General features: G+C 64.1%; 16 protein-coding genes and 1 pseudogene. 9 read left to right on the top strand and 8 right to left on the bottom strand.

Going from position 1 to position 17,757, the window contains the following annotated elements:
* Positions 1-201: 201 nt before the first annotated feature.
* From sixA to CXQ81_RS11070, 3 genes are read right to left on the bottom strand one after another with little or no spacing between them, the layout of a single operon-like run.
* Positions 202-651: a phosphohistidine phosphatase SixA gene (gene sixA / locus CXQ81_RS11080; RefSeq protein WP_101337205.1), complete on the bottom strand. Its 450-nt coding sequence runs from the start codon at positions 649-651 to the stop codon at positions 202-204.
* Complete coding sequence (locus CXQ81_RS11075; RefSeq protein ID WP_101337204.1) at positions 648-995, bottom strand: DUF4389 domain-containing protein; 348 nt, start codon at positions 993-995, stop codon at positions 648-650. Before CXQ81_RS11075 ends, sixA begins: the two co-directional genes overlap by 4 nt.
* An 18-nt stretch (positions 996-1,013) precedes the next feature.
* A complete protein-coding gene (locus tag CXQ81_RS11070; RefSeq protein ID WP_007931569.1) occupies positions 1,014-2,039 on the bottom strand; it encodes an NAD(P)H-dependent glycerol-3-phosphate dehydrogenase in 1,026 nt (341 codons plus the stop codon).
* A 193-nt stretch (positions 2,040-2,232) separates the two neighbouring features.
* Between CXQ81_RS11070 and CXQ81_RS11065 the strand changes: the two genes are divergently transcribed.
* The 5 genes from CXQ81_RS11065 (at position 2,233) to fabB (ending at position 9,181) form a co-directional block, all read left to right on the top strand.
* Positions 2,233-4,356, top strand: a complete 2,124-nt coding sequence (locus CXQ81_RS11065; protein ID WP_101337203.1) for a TonB-dependent siderophore receptor — start codon at positions 2,233-2,235, stop codon at positions 4,354-4,356.
* Position 4,357: 1 nt separating this feature from the next.
* Positions 4,358-5,287, top strand: coding sequence for an ABC transporter substrate-binding protein (locus tag CXQ81_RS11060; protein WP_178081053.1), 930 nt, complete (start codon positions 4,358-4,360; stop codon positions 5,285-5,287).
* On the top strand, positions 5,284-7,185 hold the full coding sequence (locus CXQ81_RS11055; RefSeq protein ID WP_101337202.1) for an ATP-binding protein: 1,902 nt from the start codon (positions 5,284-5,286) through the stop codon (positions 7,183-7,185). Before CXQ81_RS11060 ends, CXQ81_RS11055 begins: the two co-directional genes overlap by 4 nt.
* A 248-nt stretch (positions 7,186-7,433) precedes the next feature.
* Positions 7,434-7,949, top strand: coding sequence for a 3-hydroxyacyl-[acyl-carrier-protein] dehydratase FabA (fabA, locus tag CXQ81_RS11050; protein WP_007931558.1), 516 nt, complete (start codon positions 7,434-7,436; stop codon positions 7,947-7,949).
* An 11-nt stretch (positions 7,950-7,960) separates the two neighbouring features.
* Positions 7,961-9,181, top strand: coding sequence for a beta-ketoacyl-ACP synthase I (gene fabB, locus CXQ81_RS11045; protein ID WP_101337201.1), 1,221 nt, complete (start codon positions 7,961-7,963; stop codon positions 9,179-9,181).
* A gap of 84 nt (positions 9,182-9,265) precedes the next feature.
* Here fabB and CXQ81_RS31725 read toward each other — a convergent pair whose 3' ends face one another.
* The 4 genes and pseudogenes from CXQ81_RS31725 to CXQ81_RS11030 all read right to left on the bottom strand — a co-directional run bounded on the left by CXQ81_RS31725 (position 9,266) and on the right by CXQ81_RS11030 (position 12,607).
* Complete coding sequence (locus CXQ81_RS31725) at positions 9,266-10,129, bottom strand: methyl-accepting chemotaxis protein (protein WP_371860900.1); 864 nt, start codon at positions 10,127-10,129, stop codon at positions 9,266-9,268.
* Positions 10,121-10,891: pseudogene (locus tag CXQ81_RS31720) on the bottom strand (MCP four helix bundle domain-containing protein); the annotation flags it as partial. The gene CXQ81_RS31725 and the pseudogene CXQ81_RS31720, both read right to left, overlap by 9 nt.
* A 137-nt stretch (positions 10,892-11,028) precedes the next feature.
* The gene (locus CXQ81_RS11035) at positions 11,029-11,493 is read right to left on the bottom strand and encodes a DUF3859 domain-containing protein (RefSeq protein WP_007931553.1); all 465 of its coding nucleotides are present in this window, start codon (positions 11,491-11,493) and stop codon (positions 11,029-11,031) included.
* A 112-nt stretch (positions 11,494-11,605) separates the two neighbouring features.
* Positions 11,606-12,607 carry an amidohydrolase family protein gene (locus CXQ81_RS11030; RefSeq protein ID WP_007931552.1) on the bottom strand — a complete coding sequence of 334 codons (1,002 nt, stop codon included), beginning with the start codon at positions 12,605-12,607 and terminating at the stop codon, positions 11,606-11,608.
* 148 nt (positions 12,608-12,755) lie between these two features.
* Between CXQ81_RS11030 and CXQ81_RS11025 the strand changes: the two genes are divergently transcribed.
* The 4 genes from CXQ81_RS11025 to CXQ81_RS11010 all read left to right on the top strand — a co-directional run bounded on the left by CXQ81_RS11025 (position 12,756) and on the right by CXQ81_RS11010 (position 16,882).
* Positions 12,756-13,172, top strand: coding sequence for an OsmC family protein (locus CXQ81_RS11025; protein ID WP_007931549.1), 417 nt, complete (start codon positions 12,756-12,758; stop codon positions 13,170-13,172).
* A gap of 62 nt (positions 13,173-13,234) precedes the next feature.
* On the top strand, positions 13,235-14,122 hold the full coding sequence (locus CXQ81_RS11020) for a pirin family protein (protein ID WP_101337199.1): 888 nt from the start codon (positions 13,235-13,237) through the stop codon (positions 14,120-14,122).
* A gap of 208 nt (positions 14,123-14,330) precedes the next feature.
* Positions 14,331-15,707, top strand: a complete 1,377-nt coding sequence (locus CXQ81_RS11015) for a pyridoxal-phosphate dependent enzyme (protein ID WP_101337198.1) — start codon at positions 14,331-14,333, stop codon at positions 15,705-15,707.
* Positions 15,704-16,882 carry a PLP-dependent aspartate aminotransferase family protein gene (locus CXQ81_RS11010; protein ID WP_007931537.1) on the top strand — a complete coding sequence of 393 codons (1,179 nt, stop codon included), beginning with the start codon at positions 15,704-15,706 and terminating at the stop codon, positions 16,880-16,882. The genes CXQ81_RS11015 and CXQ81_RS11010 overlap by 4 nt, the downstream gene beginning before the upstream one ends.
* Before the next feature lie 93 nt (positions 16,883-16,975).
* On the opposite strand, the gene CXQ81_RS11005 is transcribed toward CXQ81_RS11010, so the two are convergent.
* Complete coding sequence (locus CXQ81_RS11005) at positions 16,976-17,704, bottom strand: dienelactone hydrolase family protein (protein WP_101337197.1); 729 nt, start codon at positions 17,702-17,704, stop codon at positions 16,976-16,978.
* Positions 17,705-17,757 lie beyond the last annotated feature (53 nt).

Below are 17,757 nucleotides of genomic sequence, written 5' to 3'. Positions count from 1 at the left end.
TCGTGAGGCTAGCCAACCAAGCACTTGCTCGGGCGACTATTCCACGCACAAAGGAACGCTGCAAGTTAAGAAATGTAGCGAAAAGAACAGATCGTGGTAGGAGCGAGGCTTGCCGCGATGAAGGCGGACGCGCTGCTTCGGACAGTCCGCGCCGCTTCCTTCGCGGGCAAGCCTCGCTCCCACGAGTTCAAGGGCTCTGGCTCAGGGATTCCTGATGCTGTTGAGGGTCATCAGGCCGGCCAGAGGCCAGTCGCCTTCGAGTTCCGCCAGGCCCGCGGTGTGCATCGGCTGGGGATTGCGCAGATGACCGTGCTGCAGAAAGCCGATCAGGTTGCCCACCAGCGGCTGGTGGCTGACCAGCAGCACGTTGTCCGCCGAGTCGAGCTGGGCGACCACCGACAGTGGGTTGTTGTCCGGTGTCAGCCAGGACACGGTGCGGATTTCCGCTTCGAAGCCCAGGGCTTCGCGTACCAGCTTCGCCGTCTGCTGCGCCCGCGCATAAGGGCTGGCGACGATCGCGCTGAGCGGCTGGCCGATCAGGTGCGCGGCGCTGCGCAGCGCCTCCTCGCGGCCATGCTCGGTCAGGTTGCGCTCGGCGTCGCTGCGCGCGTGAGGCTCGGCTTCACCGTGACGCAACACCCAGAGCTTCACAGCTTGGGCTCCTCGTCACGCACCGGATGGGGCGCCGGTGGCACCACATGCGGCGCTTCACCTTCAGGGGCCTGCGGGGCCGGCCAGTCGGCGAACGGCCAAGGCTTCTGGTCGGTATGGAAACTGCCGAAACGACCGATCTGCGCCAGGAACTGGCTCAGGCTGTCGCCGAAGTTCATCAAGCTGGCGCTCGGCGAGCCGTAGATCAGCCGGTAGATCAGTTGCACCAGCACCAGCGCGCCAAGGATGAATTGCGCCACTTGCCAGACCAGCACGAACACCAGCATCCACAGCACACGCAGCAGGATGGATTCGTACTTGGCTTCGGAATTCGTATCGTTCATGTCTCGCTCCTGTCCTGCTCAGTTGAAACCACTGGTGGAGATAAAATCGACATCGGTTTTCGGCTCGCCGCGCATCAGCAGCTCGATGACCTGGTTCAGCGTGCGCCCCTCAAACAGGATGGCATGTAATCCGGCCACCAGCGGCATATATACGCCCACTTCCTGCGCCTTGACCTTGAGCACCTTGAGGGTGTTCACGCCTTCGGCCACCTCGCCGAGCCGGTCCACCGCCTCTTCCAGGCTCAGGCCTTCGCCCAGGGCAAAACCGACCTGGTAGTTGCGGCTCTTGGGCGACGAGCAGGTGACGATCAGGTCACCGACCCCCGCCAGGCCGAGGAAGGTCATCGGGTTGGCGCCCTGGCTGACGGCGAAACGGGTCATTTCCGCCAGCGCCCGGGTAATCAGCATGCTCTTGGTGTTTTCCCCCATGCCCAAGGCCACAGCCATGCCGGCAATGATCGCGTAGACGTTCTTCAACGCCCCGCCCAGCTCGACGCCGAAGCGGTCGGCGCTGGCATAGACGCGGAAGGTCCGGCCATGCAGGGCCGCCTGCACACGCTGGCAGAGTTCTTCGTCTTCACTGGCAACCACGGTGGCGGTCAAGGCGTGCTCGGCCACTTCACGGGCCAGGTTCGGCCCGGACAGCACGCCGATCCGCGCTTGCGGGGCGATGTCTTCGAGGATTTCGCTCATCAGCTTGAAGGTCTGTGCTTCGATGCCCTTGGTCAGGCTGACCAGCAGCTTGCCGGCGAGCAACTGCGCATGGGGCGCCAGCACCGAGCGCAGGGCGCTGGAGGGCAAGGCGACAAAACACAGGTCACTGTCGTTCAGGGTGGCCAACAGATCGGTCACCGGCTCCACCGCCGGATGAATCTTGATGCCTTTGAGGTAACGCGGATTTTCGCGATGAATGCGAATGGCCTCCGCCTGCTCCGGGTCACGCATCCACTGCCGCACCCGATGACCGTTCTCGGCCAGCAGATTGGCCACGGCGGTACCAAAGCTTCCGCCTCCCAGGACCGCGATAGGGCGCTGTTCAGTCATATGCAATCCGTCAATCCATACAGTGGCGATGGCGGCATTATACGGGGCGCCCCTGCGGCGGCCAGCCCTGTGAACAATTAGGCACAAATGCCGGGAAAACACCGATTAGGACGGGAATGTCGGGGTTATCGACTGGAAAACCCGGTCATCTCGGTTAACATGCGCGGCAATTACTCGTTATCAAGGCTGTGCCGTGTATCCTGGCCCTCCCCTCTCCCGCCCATCCCTGTTGCTGGCGCTGCTTTGCAGCACCCCGGTGCTGGCCGACGATCTGTTCCTGGACAGCCAGCCGCTGCCGGAAATCCTCACCGCCACCCGTCTGAAACAATCCCCCGCGGCCGTGCCCGGCAGCATGACCGTGCTCGACAGCGAACTGATCAACGCCAGCGGCGCCCGCGATATCAGCGAGCTGCTGCGCCTGGTGCCGGGGATGATGGTCGGCAATATCAGCGGCAACCAGGCCGCGGTGAACTATCACGGCACCAATGCCAGCGAAGCGCGCCGCATGCAGGTGCTGATCGATGGGCGCTCGGTGTACCGGGCAGGCCTGGCCACCGTGGACTGGAGCGACATCCCGGTGGCCATGGAGGACATCGAGCGCATCGAGGTATTTCGCGGCCCCAATACCGTCAGTTACGGCGCCAACGCGCTGATGGCGGTGATCAACATCATCACCCGCTCGCCCGCCAACAGCCACGGCACGCGGGTCAAGGTCACCCGCGGCCAGCGCGGTATCAGCGACTGGTACGCCAGCCAGGGCACCGGCTGGGACAGCGGCGACCTGCGCCTGTCGCTGTCCGGGCAGGAGGACGACGGCTTCGACAGCGATCGCAACGGCACCGACTACCGCGATAGCCGGCGCTTGAACCGCTTCAGCCTGTCGGTCAGCCAGATGCTCGACGAGCGGCAGAGCATCGACTGGCAACTCAGCGCCAAGGAAGGCAGCAACCAGCGCCCCTATACCTACCGGCCGGTGTTCTCCGGCATCACTTCAGCCGGCTATAACTCCGACGTGATCGCCAAGGACTATGCCGGCTCGCTGCGCTGGAACCTCGACATCAACCCGGAGCACAGCCTTTATATACAAGGCTCGGCCCAGCACTGGGACCGCCAGCAGAACTGGCGCGCCTGTGACGCCGAAGTGTCGTTCAGCCCGGAACTGACCCGCCTCTGGCAGCTCAACCCGAACTACGCCGAACTGCTGGCCCGGCACATGGACAACTTCACTGGCTCCGGCGCCCCTCCAGGCACCGCGGCCGAACAGGCCCTGGCGAACCAGGTACTGACGCAATGGAAGGACGGCGCCAAACGCACGGTCTGCGGGGATATTGACCAGAGCGCCCGCGAATCGCGCTATGACCTCGAACTGCAGGACACCCTGAGCCTGTCCGATGGCGTGCGCCTGGTCAGCGGCCTGAACTATCGCTACGACCGCGCCGACTCGCAAACCTATTTCAACGGCACCCTCGACGACAGCACCTGGCGCGCCTTCGGCCAGCTGGAATGGCGCGCCACCGAACACTGGCTGTTGCAGGGCGGCGCCATGTTCGAGGACTCGCAACTGAGCGGCAGCTCGCTGACCCCGCGGGTGGCGGTCAACTATCTGATCAACCCGCGCCACGGCCTGCGGGCGGTGTATTCGGAAGCGATCCGCTCGCCGGACATGTTCGAGAACAACGTCAACTGGAGCTACCGGGTCACCAAGCTGAGCCCCACCGCCTACGGCCAGCCCAGCGCCCAGTACTTCGTCAAGACCCGCGGCCCGGGCAACCTCGACCAGGAACGCATGCGCTCACGGGAACTGGGCTACAACGGCTTTTTCGCCGATCTCGGGCTGAACCTCGATGTGAAGCTGTTCTACGACGAAATCAGCGGGATGATCAGCGAGCCGCTGCGCAACAACCAGTACATCGCCAGTAACAGCAACAGCTCACGCTTCGCCGGCACTGAAACCCAATTGGACTGGCGCCTGAACCCGGCGGACCGGCTGCGCCTGACGTACGCCTATGTCGACGCCGAAGCCAGCAACCCGCTGGACGAGCAATTGACCGCGCGCCACAGCGGCTCGGCGGGCTGGTTGCGCGACTGGGGCCAGGGCTGGTCCAGCGCACTCTTCTACTATGGTTCCAGCGCGCTCAACGGGTATCGCTTCGAACGGGTCGATACCCGCGTCGCCAAGCGTATCCCCTTGGGCAAGGGCAGCCTGGAGCTGGCCGGCGTGCTCCAGCAACGGCTCGACGACGAGCCCACTACCTTTGTCGACAACAACTATGACTCGCACCACGTCCTCTACTTCAGTGCGGAGTTGACGTTCTAGCATGAGCCACCGTCAGTCAGGGATGACGCCTGCCTTGAGCCGATTCCGGGTTCGCCTGCTGCTGTTCTGTTGCCTCTGGGGTGCATTCCCCGCATGGGCGGCCCAGGTGTTGCTGACTGGCGCCGAAGACAGCACCGGTGTGCGGGCCTTCGCCCAGGCACTGGCGCAACAGCGGCCACAGGACGAAGTGCGCTTCGAACTCCTGGCCAACCTGCCTGCCCCCGGTCAATTGCCAGTGGGCACCCGGCTGATCCTGCTCGACCCGGCCAGCCTGGAGTGGCGCCAGAAAGATACCCAGGGCCCGGCCACGCTGGTGCTGCGCATCGGCCGGATCCAGGCTCAGCAGCGCCTGGGGACAACGTCTTCGCCCCGGCTGAGCCTGTTATGGAGCGACCCACCGCTGGCTCGGCAATTGCGGCTGATCCGCAAGATCCTGCCCCAGGCCCGGCGGATCGGCGTGCTCTACGGCGCCGACAGCGAATTCCTGCTCAAGGAGCTGCACCAGGCCGCCCATCCCCTGGGGCTGGAAATCGTCGCCGAGCGCTGGGACGACACCAATGACAGCCGTCCGCTGCAAAGCCTGCTGAAAAGCAGCGACGTCCTGCTGGGGCTGGACGATCCGCAGCTGTACAACCCGAAAACCGCGAAGAACCTGTTATTGAGCAGCTATGCCCGGCAACTGGCGCTGATCGGCCCCAATGCCGGCTTCGTCAAGGCCGGCAGCCTGGCCAGCACCTACAGCGACCAGGAAGACTGGCTGCAGGTGCTCGACGATTTGCTGGACCGGCCCACGACCCACTGGCCGCGTACCCTGTATCCACAACCGTTCAAGGTGTTGAGCAACCCGCAAGTGGCACGCTCCCTGGGTGTCGAACCGATTGACGAGCAATCGGTGGCGACCCAGCTGGCCGAAGGAGAAAAACGCCCATGACCTTCCGTCGCCGTTGGGACATCAGTACCCGCACCCAGATCATCTGCCTCGGCCCGGCTCTGCTGCTGACCCTGCTGCTGATCAGCTTCTTTACCTTCGTACGGATCCAGGATCTGCGCCAGGAGCTGAACCACACCGGCCAGTTGATCGCCAACCAGCTGGCGCCGGCCACCGAATACGGGGTGATCTCGGGCAACAGCGAAGGCCTCGAGAGCCTGCTCAAGGCCACCTTGGCCACGCCCCATGTGCGCTTTCTCGAAGTCCAGGACAGCCGCAACAAGATCCTGGTGTACGTCGAGCAGCCTTCGGAGACCCACAACCGCTCACAGCAGGTCGAAGTGTTCCAGGCCCCGGTGCGCCTGCAACGCATCCAGCTCAGCAACGACTTGTTCCAGGACGACCCGAGCGCCAGCGTGAGCCCCAGCGAGGACTACCTGGGGCGGGTGATCGTCGGCATGTCCAACGACGCCTTCAGCCAGCGCCAGCAGGAGATTCTGTTCAAGGCCGGCATCCTCGCGCTGTTCGCCCTGCTGTTCACCTTCCTCCTGGCCCGCCGCCTGGCGGCCAGCCTGTCGCAGCCGATCAGCGCCATGGGCACCGCGGTCAAGGCCATTCAACAGGGTGACTTCAAGACTCCGCTGCCGATCGTCGACGACGCCGAGCTGGGCGATCTTTCGCGGCATATCAACAACCTGGCCGCCGGCCTCGAGCAGGCCAGCCGCGAGCAGCACCAGGCCATGGCCCAGTTGATCCAGACCCGCGAAGAAGCGGAGCGGGCCAACAACGCCAAGTCGGATTTCCTGGCGATGATGAGCCATGAACTGCGCACGCCCATGAACGGCGTGCTGGGCATGCTGCAACTGCTCGAAACCACCGAAATGACCGATGAACAGCACGAATACGCGGCGCTAGCCTCCGAGTCCACCGAGCACCTGCTCAAGGTGATCAACGACATCCTCGACTTCTCGCGCATCGAGCGCTCGGCCCTGGAGCTGGAGCACATCCCGTTCAACCTCGCCGAACTGATCAGCAGCTCGGCCCAGGCCTTCCAGCACAGCGCCGCGCAACGCGGGCTGGACCTGCAACTGCGACTGCCGCCCGGCATGGAGTCGCTGCAGGTCAAAGGCGACCCGACGCGCATCCGGCAGATCCTGGTGAACCTGATCGGCAACGCCTTGAAGTTCACCGAGCAAGGCAGCGTCACCGTCGAGCCGCAATGGCAGGCCCTGGACCACGAGCTGCTGTGGTTCACCTGCAGCGTGCGCGACAGCGGGATTGGCATCAGCACCGAAAGCCTGGAACTGATGTTCAACGCCTTCCAGCAGGCCGACAGTTCGATTTCCCGGCGTTATGGCGGCACCGGCCTGGGGCTGCCGATCGCCCGCACCCTGGCCGAACGCATGGGCGGCACCCTGCGCGCCCAGAGCGAGGAAGGCAGCGGCTCGGTGTTCACCCTGGAGATCCCGCTGGCGCTGTACCAGCAAAGCTTGCCGGTGCTGGCGCCACGGGTGCACAGCGGGCATGCCCATGGCGAAGGACGCAACGTACTGCTGGTGGAAGACAACCCGGTCAACCAGACCGTGATCCAGGCCATGCTGCGCAGCCTGGGCTTCACGGTCAGCATCGCCACCGATGGCGCCCAGGCCATTCGCAGCGCCGAGAGCCTGATCTTCGAGGCGATCCTGATGGATTGCCGGCTGCCGCTGATCGACGGCTACGAGGCCACCCGGCAGATCCGCCAACTGCCCGGATGCGCCGATCTGCCGATCATCGCCTTGACCGCCAACGCCTTGCAGGGCGACCGCGAAGCGTGTTTGTCGGCGGGAATGAACGATTACCTGGCCAAGCCGTTCAAACGCACGGATCTGCAGCAAATTCTCCAACGCTGGGTGCAGTAGCGGCCACTTATCGACCATCTGCGACTGGCGTGGCGGGCGAAAGTGCGGCAGTCTTAGGCACCCGAACAGGCCCCTCACAGGGCCTGTATAATAATTTCAGTGCACAAGTGTACATTCATGTCCCTTGTGCTGTGACTTTCACCACAACGCAATAGTCTATGAGTAGGCTGCCGGCTCGAGGCATGAACGCTTCGATCGGCCGGGAAGATTTGCCCCACCCTGCCGCATGGGACTATTGAGGAGCTCGCATGACCAAACAAAACGCCTTTACTCGGGAAGATCTGCTGCGCTGCAGTCGCGGTGAGCTGTTCGGCCCAGGTAACGCGCAACTGCCCGCCCCGAACATGCTGATGGTGGATCGCATCACTCATATCAGCCAAGAGGGCGGCAAGTACGGCAAAGGTGAATTGGTCGCCGAGCTGGATATCACCCCTGACCTGTGGTTCTTCGCCTGCCACTTCGAAGGCGATCCGGTGATGCCGGGCTGCCTGGGCCTTGACGCCATGTGGCAACTGGTCGGTTTCTTCCTGGGCTGGCAAGGCCTGCCGGGCCGCGGTCGCGCCCTGGGCTCGGGCGAAGTGAAGTTCTTTGGCCAGGTGCTGCCGACCGCCAAGAAAGTCACCTATAACATTCATATCAAGCGCGTCCTCAAGGGCAAGCTGAACATGGCCATCGCCGATGGTTCGGTCAGCGTCGACGGCCGCGAAATCTACACCGCCGAAGGCCTCCGGGTCGGCGTTTTCACCTCCACTGACAACTTCTAAGGGTTATCCGCATGCGCCGCGTCGTTATCACTGGTCTGGGCATCGTTTCGTGCCTGGGCAATGACAAAGAGACCGTCTCCGCTAACCTGCGTGCAAGTCGCCCTGGCATCCGCTTCAACCCGGAATATGCCGAAATGGGTCTGCGTAGCCAGGTTTCCGGCTCCATTGACCTCAATCTCGAAGAGCTGATCGATCGCAAGATCTATCGCTTCGTCGGCCACGCGGCGGCTTACGCCTACCTGGCCATGAAAGACGCCATCGCCGACTCCGGCCTGACCGAAGAGCAGGTTTCCAACCCGCGTACCGGCCTGATCGCTGGCTCTGGCGGCGCCTCTACCCTGAACCAGATGGAAGCACTGGACATCCTGCGCGAGAAAGGCGTCAAGCGCGTCGGCCCATACCGCGTGACGCGGACCATGAGCAGCACCGTTTCCGCATGCCTGGCCACGCCGTTCAAGATCAAGGGCCTGAACTACTCCATCGCTTCCGCCTGTGCCACCAGTGCTCACTGCATCGGTACCGCCATGGAACAGATCCAGATGGGCAAGCAGGACATCGTGTTCGCCGGCGGCGGTGAAGAAGAACATTGGAGCCAGTCGTTCCTGTTCGACGCCATGGGCGCCCTGTCCAGCAAGCGCAATGACACCCCGGAACAAGCCTCCCGCGCCTACGATGCCGACCGTGACGGCTTCGTCATCGCCGGCGGTGGCGGCATGGTGGTGGTCGAGGAGCTGGAACACGCCCTGGCCCGTGGCGCGAAGATCTACGCCGAAATCGTTGGCTACGGCGCGACGTCCGACGGCTACGACATGGTGGCGCCAAGCGGCGAAGGTGCAATCCGTTGCATGCAGATGGCCATGTCCACTGTCGACGCACCGATCGACTACCTGAACACCCACGGCACCTCGACTCCGGTCGGCGACGTCGCGGAAATGAAAGGCGTGCGTGAAGTGTTCGGCGACAAGGCTCCAGCCATCAGCTCCACCAAGAGCCTGTCGGGTCACTCCCTGGGCGCCGCCGGCGTTCACGAAGCGATCTACTGCCTGCTGATGATGGAAGGCAACTTCATGGCCGGTTCGGCCAACATCGACGAGCTGGATCCGGAAGTAGCCGACATGCCGATCCTGACCAAGACTCGCGAAGACACCACCATCAACACCGTGATGAGCAACAGCTTCGGCTTCGGCGGCACCAACGCCACCCTGGTCCTGAAGCGCTGGCAGGGCAAGTAAGCCCCGCCTTTGCCACATGAAAAACGCCCCGACTGGTTCGGGGCGTTTTTTATTGGGCGGCTGTTTTCCCCCGCGTAAAAGCACTTACACCGAGAAACGCGCCACCAGGGTGTTCAGGTCCACCGCCAGCCGTGACAGCTCCTGGCTCGCGGCGCTGGTCTGGTTGGCCCCGGCCGAGGTCTGCATGGCCAGGTCGCGGATGTTCATCAGGTTGCGATCCACCTCCCTGGCCACCGCCGCCTGCTCCTCCGAGGCGCTGGCGATCACCGTGTTGCGCTCGTTGATCAGGGTGATCGCCCCGGCGATTTCCTCCAGCGCCGTCCCCGCCGCCTTGGCCAGCTCCAGGGTCGAGCGGGCCCGACTGTTGCTCTGCTGCATGGAGCTGACAGCCTGCTCGGTGCCCAGCTGAATGCCGCCGATCATCTGCTCGATCTCCTGGGTCGATTGCTGGGTGCGATGCGCCAGCGCCCGCACCTCGTCCGCCACCACCGCGAACCCGCGACCGGCATCCCCGGCCCGCGCCGCCTCGATGGCGGCATTCAGGGCCAGCAGATTGGTCTGTTCGGCCACCGAACGAATCACATCCAGCACCTTGCTGATGCCATACACCTTCTGCGCCAGCTCTTCGACCTGGGAGGCGTTGGCAGTCACGTCGTCGGCCAGGGACTCGATGGACTGTACCGTCTGGCGCACCTGCTCACGCCCATGCTGGGCAATCAGGTCGGACTGGCGGGAGGCTTCGGACGTTGCCACGGCATTGCTGGCCACCTCCTCCACCGCAGCGGTCATCTGGTTCACCGCAGTCGCCGCCTGTTCGATTTCCTGGCTCTGCTGGTGCAGGCCGCGGGTGGCGTCCTCGGTCACGCAACTGAGTTCCTCCGAAGCGGAAGCCAGCTGGCTGGAAGAGTCGGAAATACGCCGGATGGTCTCCCGCAGGCTGTGCTGCATGGCCTTGAGCGCCTGCAGCAGGCGCGCCGGCTCATCCTTGCCACTGATGCGAATGTCCTCAGTCAGGTCGCCACCGGCCACCACCTCGGCCACGTTCAGCGATTGCGCGAGCGGCAGTACGATGCTGCGGGTAAGCAACAGGGCCAGGACAATGGTCATCAGGCCAGCCACCACGACCATTACGACCACCCAGACCTTGGCGTTGCTGAACACCGCCCTGGCCAGCTCGGTGGCCAGGTTGGCGTTGTGCCGGTTGAGGGCCACCAGCTCGTTGAGGGTGCCCGCCAGCTCATCGGCCAGTTGGCTCATCTCGCCATTGACCACCGCGACCGCATCCTCGACACGCCCCTGTTGCGACAGCGCCATTACCTGGTTCTGATGCTCGAGGTAGCGCTTCTCGGCGGCCTTGTAGCGATCGAACAGCACACGCTCTTCCGGCAGCACAATCAGCGCGTTATAGCGCTCCTGGGCCACCGTCATGCCGCGCTTGATCTCATTGAGTTTGCTTTCGTTCTGCGCCAGGGCCTGGGGGCTGCGGTTGACCAGCAAGCGCAGGGTCAGCGCACGGACCCGCAGCAGGTCCTGATTCATTTCGCCCACCGACATCACACTGGGTAGCCAGTTGTTGTCGACCTCGTCGGACTGCGCGCGCATGTTCGACATCTGCAACAGGGCGAACGCCCCCAGGCCGAACACCATCAACGCCAGCAGGCCGAAGCCCAGGCCCGCGCGCGGTGCAATGTTGAGACTCCTGATGCTCATTCTCCGGTTCCTTCCAAAAGCGCTGCATTCGCCATACAGCGGGCTGCTGTTGAAGGTATCGGGTCACGGAAAATTTGCTTAAGACGAAAACGTGATATCAAAACGCCCAAGCACTCCGATGCCTGGGCGTAAACGATTCAGCGTACGGTAAAACGCTGCTGGACCAACAAACGGTCGCCCTGGAACACCATGAAACGCCACTCGCCTGGGATCACCTCATGACTCTCGGTGAACTCATAGGCCATGATGTCCTGCGGCGCGCCCGGCACCAGTTTCTGGGTCACTTCGAGCTTGTCGTGACGCTGGCCATCCGGGGTACGGATGCCCGGCGTGAAATACAACAGGGTCAGCGGCACATCCTCGGCCACCTTGCCGGCCAACTGATAACGCAGGCCGAACTTAGTGCCCAGCCGCGCGGGCACGATCTCGGTCTGCTCGATGTTTTCGTTGCTGCGCCGCAGCACCCGCTCACCCGACTGCAACGCGGCCTTCGGCCCCTCGAACACACCATATTCCACCGGTCCTTCGACACGGACTTCAGCACTGGCAAGGCCACTGAGCATCATCAGCGCCGCCAATGCGCTTAAACGGGTGAGGTGCATATCGCGCTCCTTGATTGAGATGGCGCGAGCCTATGACGCAGGCATGACAGGCTGATGACAAACCTGCATCACCAGCACCTTGGCAACGCCCACGAACCGGAGCCACCCAGGATCAACGTGCGCGCGGCAGCACGGCGAGGAAGTTGTCCCGGGCCACCTTGCGCGCCACGGCCTCCGGCAAGGCATCGAGGAAGGGATCGAAGCCGCGCATTTCCCGCCCCAGCTTGTTGAAACGCCCGACAACGTCCGAACCCAGCATGAAGCGCTCGGGAAAGCGCTCCACCAGCTTCAGCCACTGCGCCCGAGGCACGCCCTGCTCATCCAGCAGATATGGCCTGAGCACGCTCCAGGACAGGTCGATGTAGAGGTTGGGATAAGACTCGAGCATCCGCGCCAGGGTCGGCAGGAGAAATTCCAGCTGCACCTGATGCCGGTGGATCTCCATGCTGGTGCCCGCGTGGGCCCAGATAAAGCGCGTGTGGGGATGATTGCGCAGCGGCTCTTCGATTTCCGCCAGGTACAGCGGGTTCTTCTCGCGCTTGGAGGTGATGTTGGAATGCAGCATCACCGGCAGGTCGTTTTCCGCCGCCAGGTGATAGATCCGCGTCATCGCCTCGTTATTGGCCCGCGGTGTATCGCCGGAGGTCAGCGCGGTCAGGTCGTCGTGGCGGGTGAACACTTCGCCGATGCCCTGCCACAGCCCCGGATTGAGGTCGAGCATGCGCTGGATATGGGCGTCGGAGTTCTTGTCGTTGGGGTTGAAGCCGGACAGGAACGGATGAAAATGCTGGCGCTGCTCGGGCGTCAGGCGGTTCACCGCGGCAGCGACAATCACATCGGTGGCGCTGTACCAGTAGGCATCGGCGTCGTCGCCGGCGTAGTAGCGCGGCCGCTTGGGTTCGTCTTCATGCCATTTCTTGGCCACCGGGATACCGGAAATCATCACATGCTCGATGCGATTGTCGGCCATGGCCTTGAGCAGCTTGTCCATGCCCGCCGACTCCTGGAAGAAGTCGACGTAATGCAAGTGAGCATCGCTGTAGGCGTAGTCGCGGGCCTGGACCCAGGCGCTCGGCAGCAGCAACAGCAAGGTGCTCAGGTAGATCCAGTGCATGGGCGGGCTCCCGTCGGTTGACGCTGGGTAGACCCTGCCCCGCAGGTGACGGTTCAGAAAAAGGGGAACGCACGGCAAGCGTAATGCTCTATAACTGCACCACCTTTCAACGTCTGTTCCGACTGCTCACCACTGCCCGAGGTCCGCCATGACTATCACCGTCAACACCGAGTCCAGCGAAGGTTTCCGCCACAGCATCCAGATCGATGACCATCAATTGTTCGCCGACCTGCCCAAGACCCTGGGCGGCGAAGGCTCCGCGCCGGAACCCCACGACTTTTTCGATGCCGCCCTGGGTGCCTGCAAGGCCCTGACCCTCAAGCTGTATGCGCAGAAAAAAGAGATTCCGCTCACCGGCGTCACGGTCGAGGTCAAGCACGACAACAGCCAGGAGCAGAAAGGCAAATATGCGCTGCACGTCAAGCTGACCCTCAAGGGCGTGCTCACCGACGCCCAGCGTGAAGAACTGCATCGCGTCGCCGACCGCTGCCCGGTGCACAAGCTGATGACCACCGCCGAGGTGAGCATCGAGACCCACCTCTCCGAAGGCGCCTTCAGCCAATAGCGCCAAGGGTTGCACAAGCGGGTTATGCTCCCGGGCATAACCCGATCAGCCTGGAATGCACCATGAACACACCGCTCGTGATTCGCCCTCGCGCCGAGGACGTCGAAGGCCAACCCATCCTGCGTCCGCTGCCCTCGGCCCAATGCCGCAGCGTCGGGCCCTTCGTGTTTTTCGATCACATGCTGCAAACCCGCTACCCCGCGGGCAAGGGCATGAATATCCGCCAGCATCCGCATATCGGCCTGTCGACCCTGACCTACCTGTTCCAGGGGCAGATCCAGCACAAGGACAGCCTCGGCTCCGATCAGGTGGTGAACCCGGGGGATGTCAGCTGGATGACCGCCGGCAGCGCCATCGCCCACGTCGAGCGTACCCCGCAGGCGCTGATCGACAGCGACTTCAGCATGCACGGCCTGCAAGTCTGGCTGGCTTCGCCCAAGGCCCATGAACAAGGCCCGGGGCACTACAGCCATCACCCGGCCGCGACCCTGCCGGTCAGCGACAACCTCGGGGTCAAGATCCGCATGATCGCCGGCAGCGGTTTCTGCCTGGAATCGCCGGTGCCAGTGCTCTCCCCGACCCTGTATGCCGAAATACAGCTACAGACCGCGACCACCCTGCTGATCCCCGCCGAACATGAAGAGCGCGCCCTGTACGTGCTCGAAGGCGACGCCCAACTGGATGGCGAGCCCGTCGAACCGCACTCGCTGGTGATCCTGCCGGCCGGAACCACACCCACCCTGTTCGCCGACAGTGATTGCCATGCCGTGCTGTTCGGCGGCGCGCCGCTGGATGGTCCACGACGGATCAACTGGAACTTCGTCTCCAGCGACCCGGCCCGTATCGATGAAGCCCGCCAGCGCTGGGCTGCTGGCGATTGGCCGACGGTGCCGGGAGAAAGCGAACGAATCGAACTGCCCAAGGGCAAAGGCTCGCCGTCACCCCTGTAGCGCCGGGCGCTCGGTGATCCGGACAGGTCAAGCGCCGGGCCAGGCTTCCCCCGCCGCCTGGTTGCGCAACCAGGTACCGGCCGGCGCGAGCGGTTGCGGGTAGCCGGATCCCGGCCTATGGTCCAAGCGATGCATTGCCTGCGACCGGCGCGCGATGATTCGCCGTGGGTCGCCCATCCAGCGCAGCTTTGCGTAGCGAGGTGACGACATGCCGAACGACTCCCGTCCCGCCGTACTCGAACTGATCGGCAACACGCCGCTGGTGCGTGTCAGCCGTTTCGATACCGGCCCCTGTACGCTGTTTCTCAAGCTTGAATCGCAAAACCCCGGTGGCTCGATCAAGGACCGCATCGGCCTGGCGATGATCGATGCCGCCGAGCGCGATGGCCGCCTGCGACCCGGTGGCACCATAGTCGAAGCCACCGCCGGCAACACCGGCCTCGGCCTGGCCCTGGTCGGCCGCGCCAAGGGTTATCGAGTGGTCCTGGTGGTGCCGGACAAGATGTCCACCGAGAAAGTCCTGCATCTCAAGGCGATGGGCGCCGAAGTGCACATCACCCGCTCCGATGTCGGCAAGGGCCACCCTGACTACTACCAGGATATGGCCGCGCGACTGACCAAGGAGATTCCCGACGCGTTCTTCGCCGATCAGTTCAACAACCCGGCCAACCCGCTGGCCCACGAATGCAGCACCGCGCCGGAAATCTGGGCGCAGACCCAGCATGACGTGGACGCCATCGTGGTCGGCGTCGGCTCGGCCGGCACCCTGACCGGCCTGACCCGGTTCTTCCGCCGGGTGCAGCCGGACCTGGCCATGGTCCTGGCCGATCCGGTCGGCTCGGTGATGGCCGAATACAGCCGCAGCGGCGCCCTCGGCACGCCCGGTTCCTGGGCGGTGGAAGGCATCGGCGAAGACTTCATTCCGTCCATCGCCGACCTTTCCAGCGTGCGCAAGGCCTATTCCATCAGCGACGAGGAAAGTTTCGAGCACGCCCGCCAGTTGCTGCGCGCCGAGGGTATTCTCGGTGGCTCTTCGACCGGTACCCTGCTGGCCGCGGCTCTGCGCTACTGCCGCGAGCAGACTGAGCCGAAGCGGGTGGTCAGCTTCGTCTGCGACACCGGCACCCGCTACCTGTCGAAGATCTACAACGACCAATGGATGAACGACCAGGGCCTGCTGCAACGCAAAGGCTACGGTGACCTGCGCGACCTGATCGCGCGGCGCTTCGAGGACGGCCGGGTAATCAGCGTGGGGCCGGACGATACCCTGCTCACCGCCTTCCAGCGCATGCGCCTGGCCGACGTCTCGCAACTGCCGGTGCTGGTGGACGGGCAGCGGCTGGTCGGGGTGATCGACGAGTCGGACATCCTGCTGGGCGTGCACGAAGATGCTTCACACTTTCGCAAGACCGTGGCCAGCGCCATGACCGATCAGCTGGAAACCCTGCCTCCCGGCGCCAGCCTGGCCGAACTGGAGGCGGAACTCGACCGTGGCTTAGTGGCGATCATCGCCGACGCTTCGGGCTTCCACGGCTTGATTACCCGGGTCGACATGCTCAACCACTTACGGAGATCACTGCCATGAGCCAACAGGATGAAAGCGGCGCGCCACGCGCCTTCGCCACCCGGGTAATCCATGCGGGGCAAACGCCGGACCCTTCCACCGGGGCGCTGATGCCGCCGATCTATGCCAACTCCACCTATGCCCAGCAAAGCCCCGGGGTGCACAAGGGGCTCGACTACGGGCGCTCGCACAACCCCACGCGCTGGGCCCTGGAGCGCTGCGTGGCGGACCTCGAGGGCGGCACCCAGGCCTTCGCCTTCGCCTCCGGGCTGGCAACGATTTCCACCGTGCTCGAACTGCTCGACGCGGGCGCGCATATCGTTTCCGGCAATGACTTGTACGGCGGGACGTTCCGTCTCTTCGACAAGGTGCGCCAACGCAGCGCCGGCCATCGCTTCAGCTTCGTCGACCTGACCGATCTGTCGGCTTTCGAAGCGGCGCTGCAGGACGACACCCGGATGGTCATGGTCGAGACCCCGAGCAACCCCTTGCTGCGCCTCACCGATCTCGCCGCCATCGCGCGCATCTGCCGGGCGCGGGGCATCATCTGCGTCGCCGACAACACCTTTGCCAGCCCGTGGATCCAGCGTCCGCTGGAGCTGGGCTTCGATATCGTGCTGCACTCGACGACCAAGTACCTCAACGGCCATTCCGACGTAATCGGCGGTATCGCGGTGGTCGGGCAGAACCCCGACCTGGTCGAGCGCCTGGGCTTCCTGCAGAACGCCGTGGGAGCGATCGCCGGGCCGTTCGACGCCTTCCTCACCCTGCGCGGGGTAAAGACCCTGGCGCTGCGCATGGAACGCCACTGCAGCAACGCCCTGGAGCTGGCGCAATGGCTGGAACGCCAGCCACAGGTGGCGCGGGTCTACTACCCGGGCCTGCCGTCCCACCCGCAGCACGCACTGGCACGGCGGCAGATGCACGGTTTCGGCGGGATGATTTCCCTCGACCTGGACTGCGACCTGGCCGGCGCCAGGCGTTTTCTCGAGAGCGTGCGGATCTTCGCCCTGGCCGAGAGCCTGGGCGGTGTGGAAAGCCTGATCGAGCACCCGGCGATCATGACCCACGCCAGCATTCCCGCAGACACCCGGGCGCAGCTCGGCATCGGCGACGGGCTGGTGCGTTTGTCCGTGGGGGTCGAGGATGTGGAGGATCTGCGCGCCGACCTGGCCCAGGCACTGACGCGGATCTGAATGGCCGACAGGCACAAAAAAGCCCGCCTGGCGTACAAGGCGGCTCACTGAGAGCCGCATTGCATCGCCAAGCGGGCTTGTCGTTCCCGGGGCTCAGCCCTTGAACACTTCATCCAGCAGGTTGTGCATCGAGGTGAAGGCGCGACGGGCGGTCTTGGCGTCGTACATCATCTTGCCCGGCACATTGGCGTGCGGATCGGTGAAGGAATGCACCGCGCCGCCGTAACTCAGCAGTTGCCAATCCACCCCCGCGGCGTTCATTTCCTCTTCGAAGGCCGGCAATTGCTCTTTCGGCACCAGCGGGTCGGAAGCGCCGTGCAGCACCAGCACCGAACCCTTGATGTTCCGGGCGTCGGCCGGATTCGGCGTATCCAGGGTGCCGTGGAAAGACACCGCGGCTTTCAGCGGCGCGCCGCTGCGCGCCAGCTCCAGGGAGCAGCAGCCGCCAAAGCAGAAGCCGAAGGTGGCCAGCCGGGCCTTGTCCACCGCCGCTTCCTGCTGACTCTGCAGCGCCTCGAAGGCCGCCTGCATGCGCTTGCGTAGCAAGGCCCGGTCATTCTTCAGCGGCATCATGGCGGCACCCGCCTCGTCGCCGTTGCTCGGGCGGACCTGTTGCCCGTACAGGTCGGCGATCAGCACCACATACCCCTTGGCGGCGACCGCCTCGGCGATCTTCTCGGCACCGGCGCCGACACCCATCCAGTTCGGCGCCATCAACAGCCCCGGACGCGGGCCCTGCTGGCTGGCATCGAACGCCAGGCGGCTTTCATAGGATTGACCATCAATCTGGTAGACCAGGGAACGAACAGTGACTTGGCTCATTTCAGACTCCTGATTCAAAAACACCGGAATGAAAAAACCCGCCGAAGCGGGTT

Source organism: Pseudomonas sp. 09C 129, from assembly GCF_002843625.1.
Lineage (GTDB): Bacteria > Pseudomonadota > Gammaproteobacteria > Pseudomonadales > Pseudomonadaceae > Aquipseudomonas > Aquipseudomonas chlororaphis.
Note: the sequence above shows the minus strand (reverse complement) of the source record. Positions and strands in the feature narration are given on the sequence as shown.

Coding starts and splice junctions, on each gene's coding strand:
- CXQ81_RS11075 (WP_101337204.1), bottom strand. CDS start 995: ATGAACGATACGAATTCCGAAGCCAAGTACGAATCCATCCTGCTGCGT.
- CXQ81_RS11070 (WP_007931569.1), bottom strand. CDS start 2,039: ATGACTGAACAGCGCCCTATCGCGGTCCTGGGAGGCGGAAGCTTTGGT.
- CXQ81_RS11060 (WP_178081053.1), top strand. CDS start 4,358: ATGAGCCACCGTCAGTCAGGGATGACGCCTGCCTTGAGCCGATTCCGG.
- CXQ81_RS11055 (WP_101337202.1), top strand. CDS start 5,284: ATGACCTTCCGTCGCCGTTGGGACATCAGTACCCGCACCCAGATCATC.
- fabA (WP_007931558.1), top strand. CDS start 7,434: ATGACCAAACAAAACGCCTTTACTCGGGAAGATCTGCTGCGCTGCAGT.
- fabB (WP_101337201.1), top strand. CDS start 7,961: ATGCGCCGCGTCGTTATCACTGGTCTGGGCATCGTTTCGTGCCTGGGC.
- CXQ81_RS31725 (WP_371860900.1), bottom strand. CDS start 10,129: ATGCAGCACAGCCTGCGGGAGACCATCCGGCGTATTTCCGACTCTTCC.
- CXQ81_RS11035 (WP_007931553.1), bottom strand. CDS start 11,493: ATGCACCTCACCCGTTTAAGCGCATTGGCGGCGCTGATGATGCTCAGT.
- CXQ81_RS11030 (WP_007931552.1), bottom strand. CDS start 12,607: ATGCACTGGATCTACCTGAGCACCTTGCTGTTGCTGCTGCCGAGCGCC.
- CXQ81_RS11025 (WP_007931549.1), top strand. CDS start 12,756: ATGACTATCACCGTCAACACCGAGTCCAGCGAAGGTTTCCGCCACAGC.
- CXQ81_RS11020 (WP_101337199.1), top strand. CDS start 13,235: ATGAACACACCGCTCGTGATTCGCCCTCGCGCCGAGGACGTCGAAGGC.
- CXQ81_RS11015 (WP_101337198.1), top strand. CDS start 14,331: ATGCCGAACGACTCCCGTCCCGCCGTACTCGAACTGATCGGCAACACG.
- CXQ81_RS11010 (WP_007931537.1), top strand. CDS start 15,704: ATGAGCCAACAGGATGAAAGCGGCGCGCCACGCGCCTTCGCCACCCGG.
- CXQ81_RS11005 (WP_101337197.1), bottom strand. CDS start 17,704: ATGAGCCAAGTCACTGTTCGTTCCCTGGTCTACCAGATTGATGGTCAA.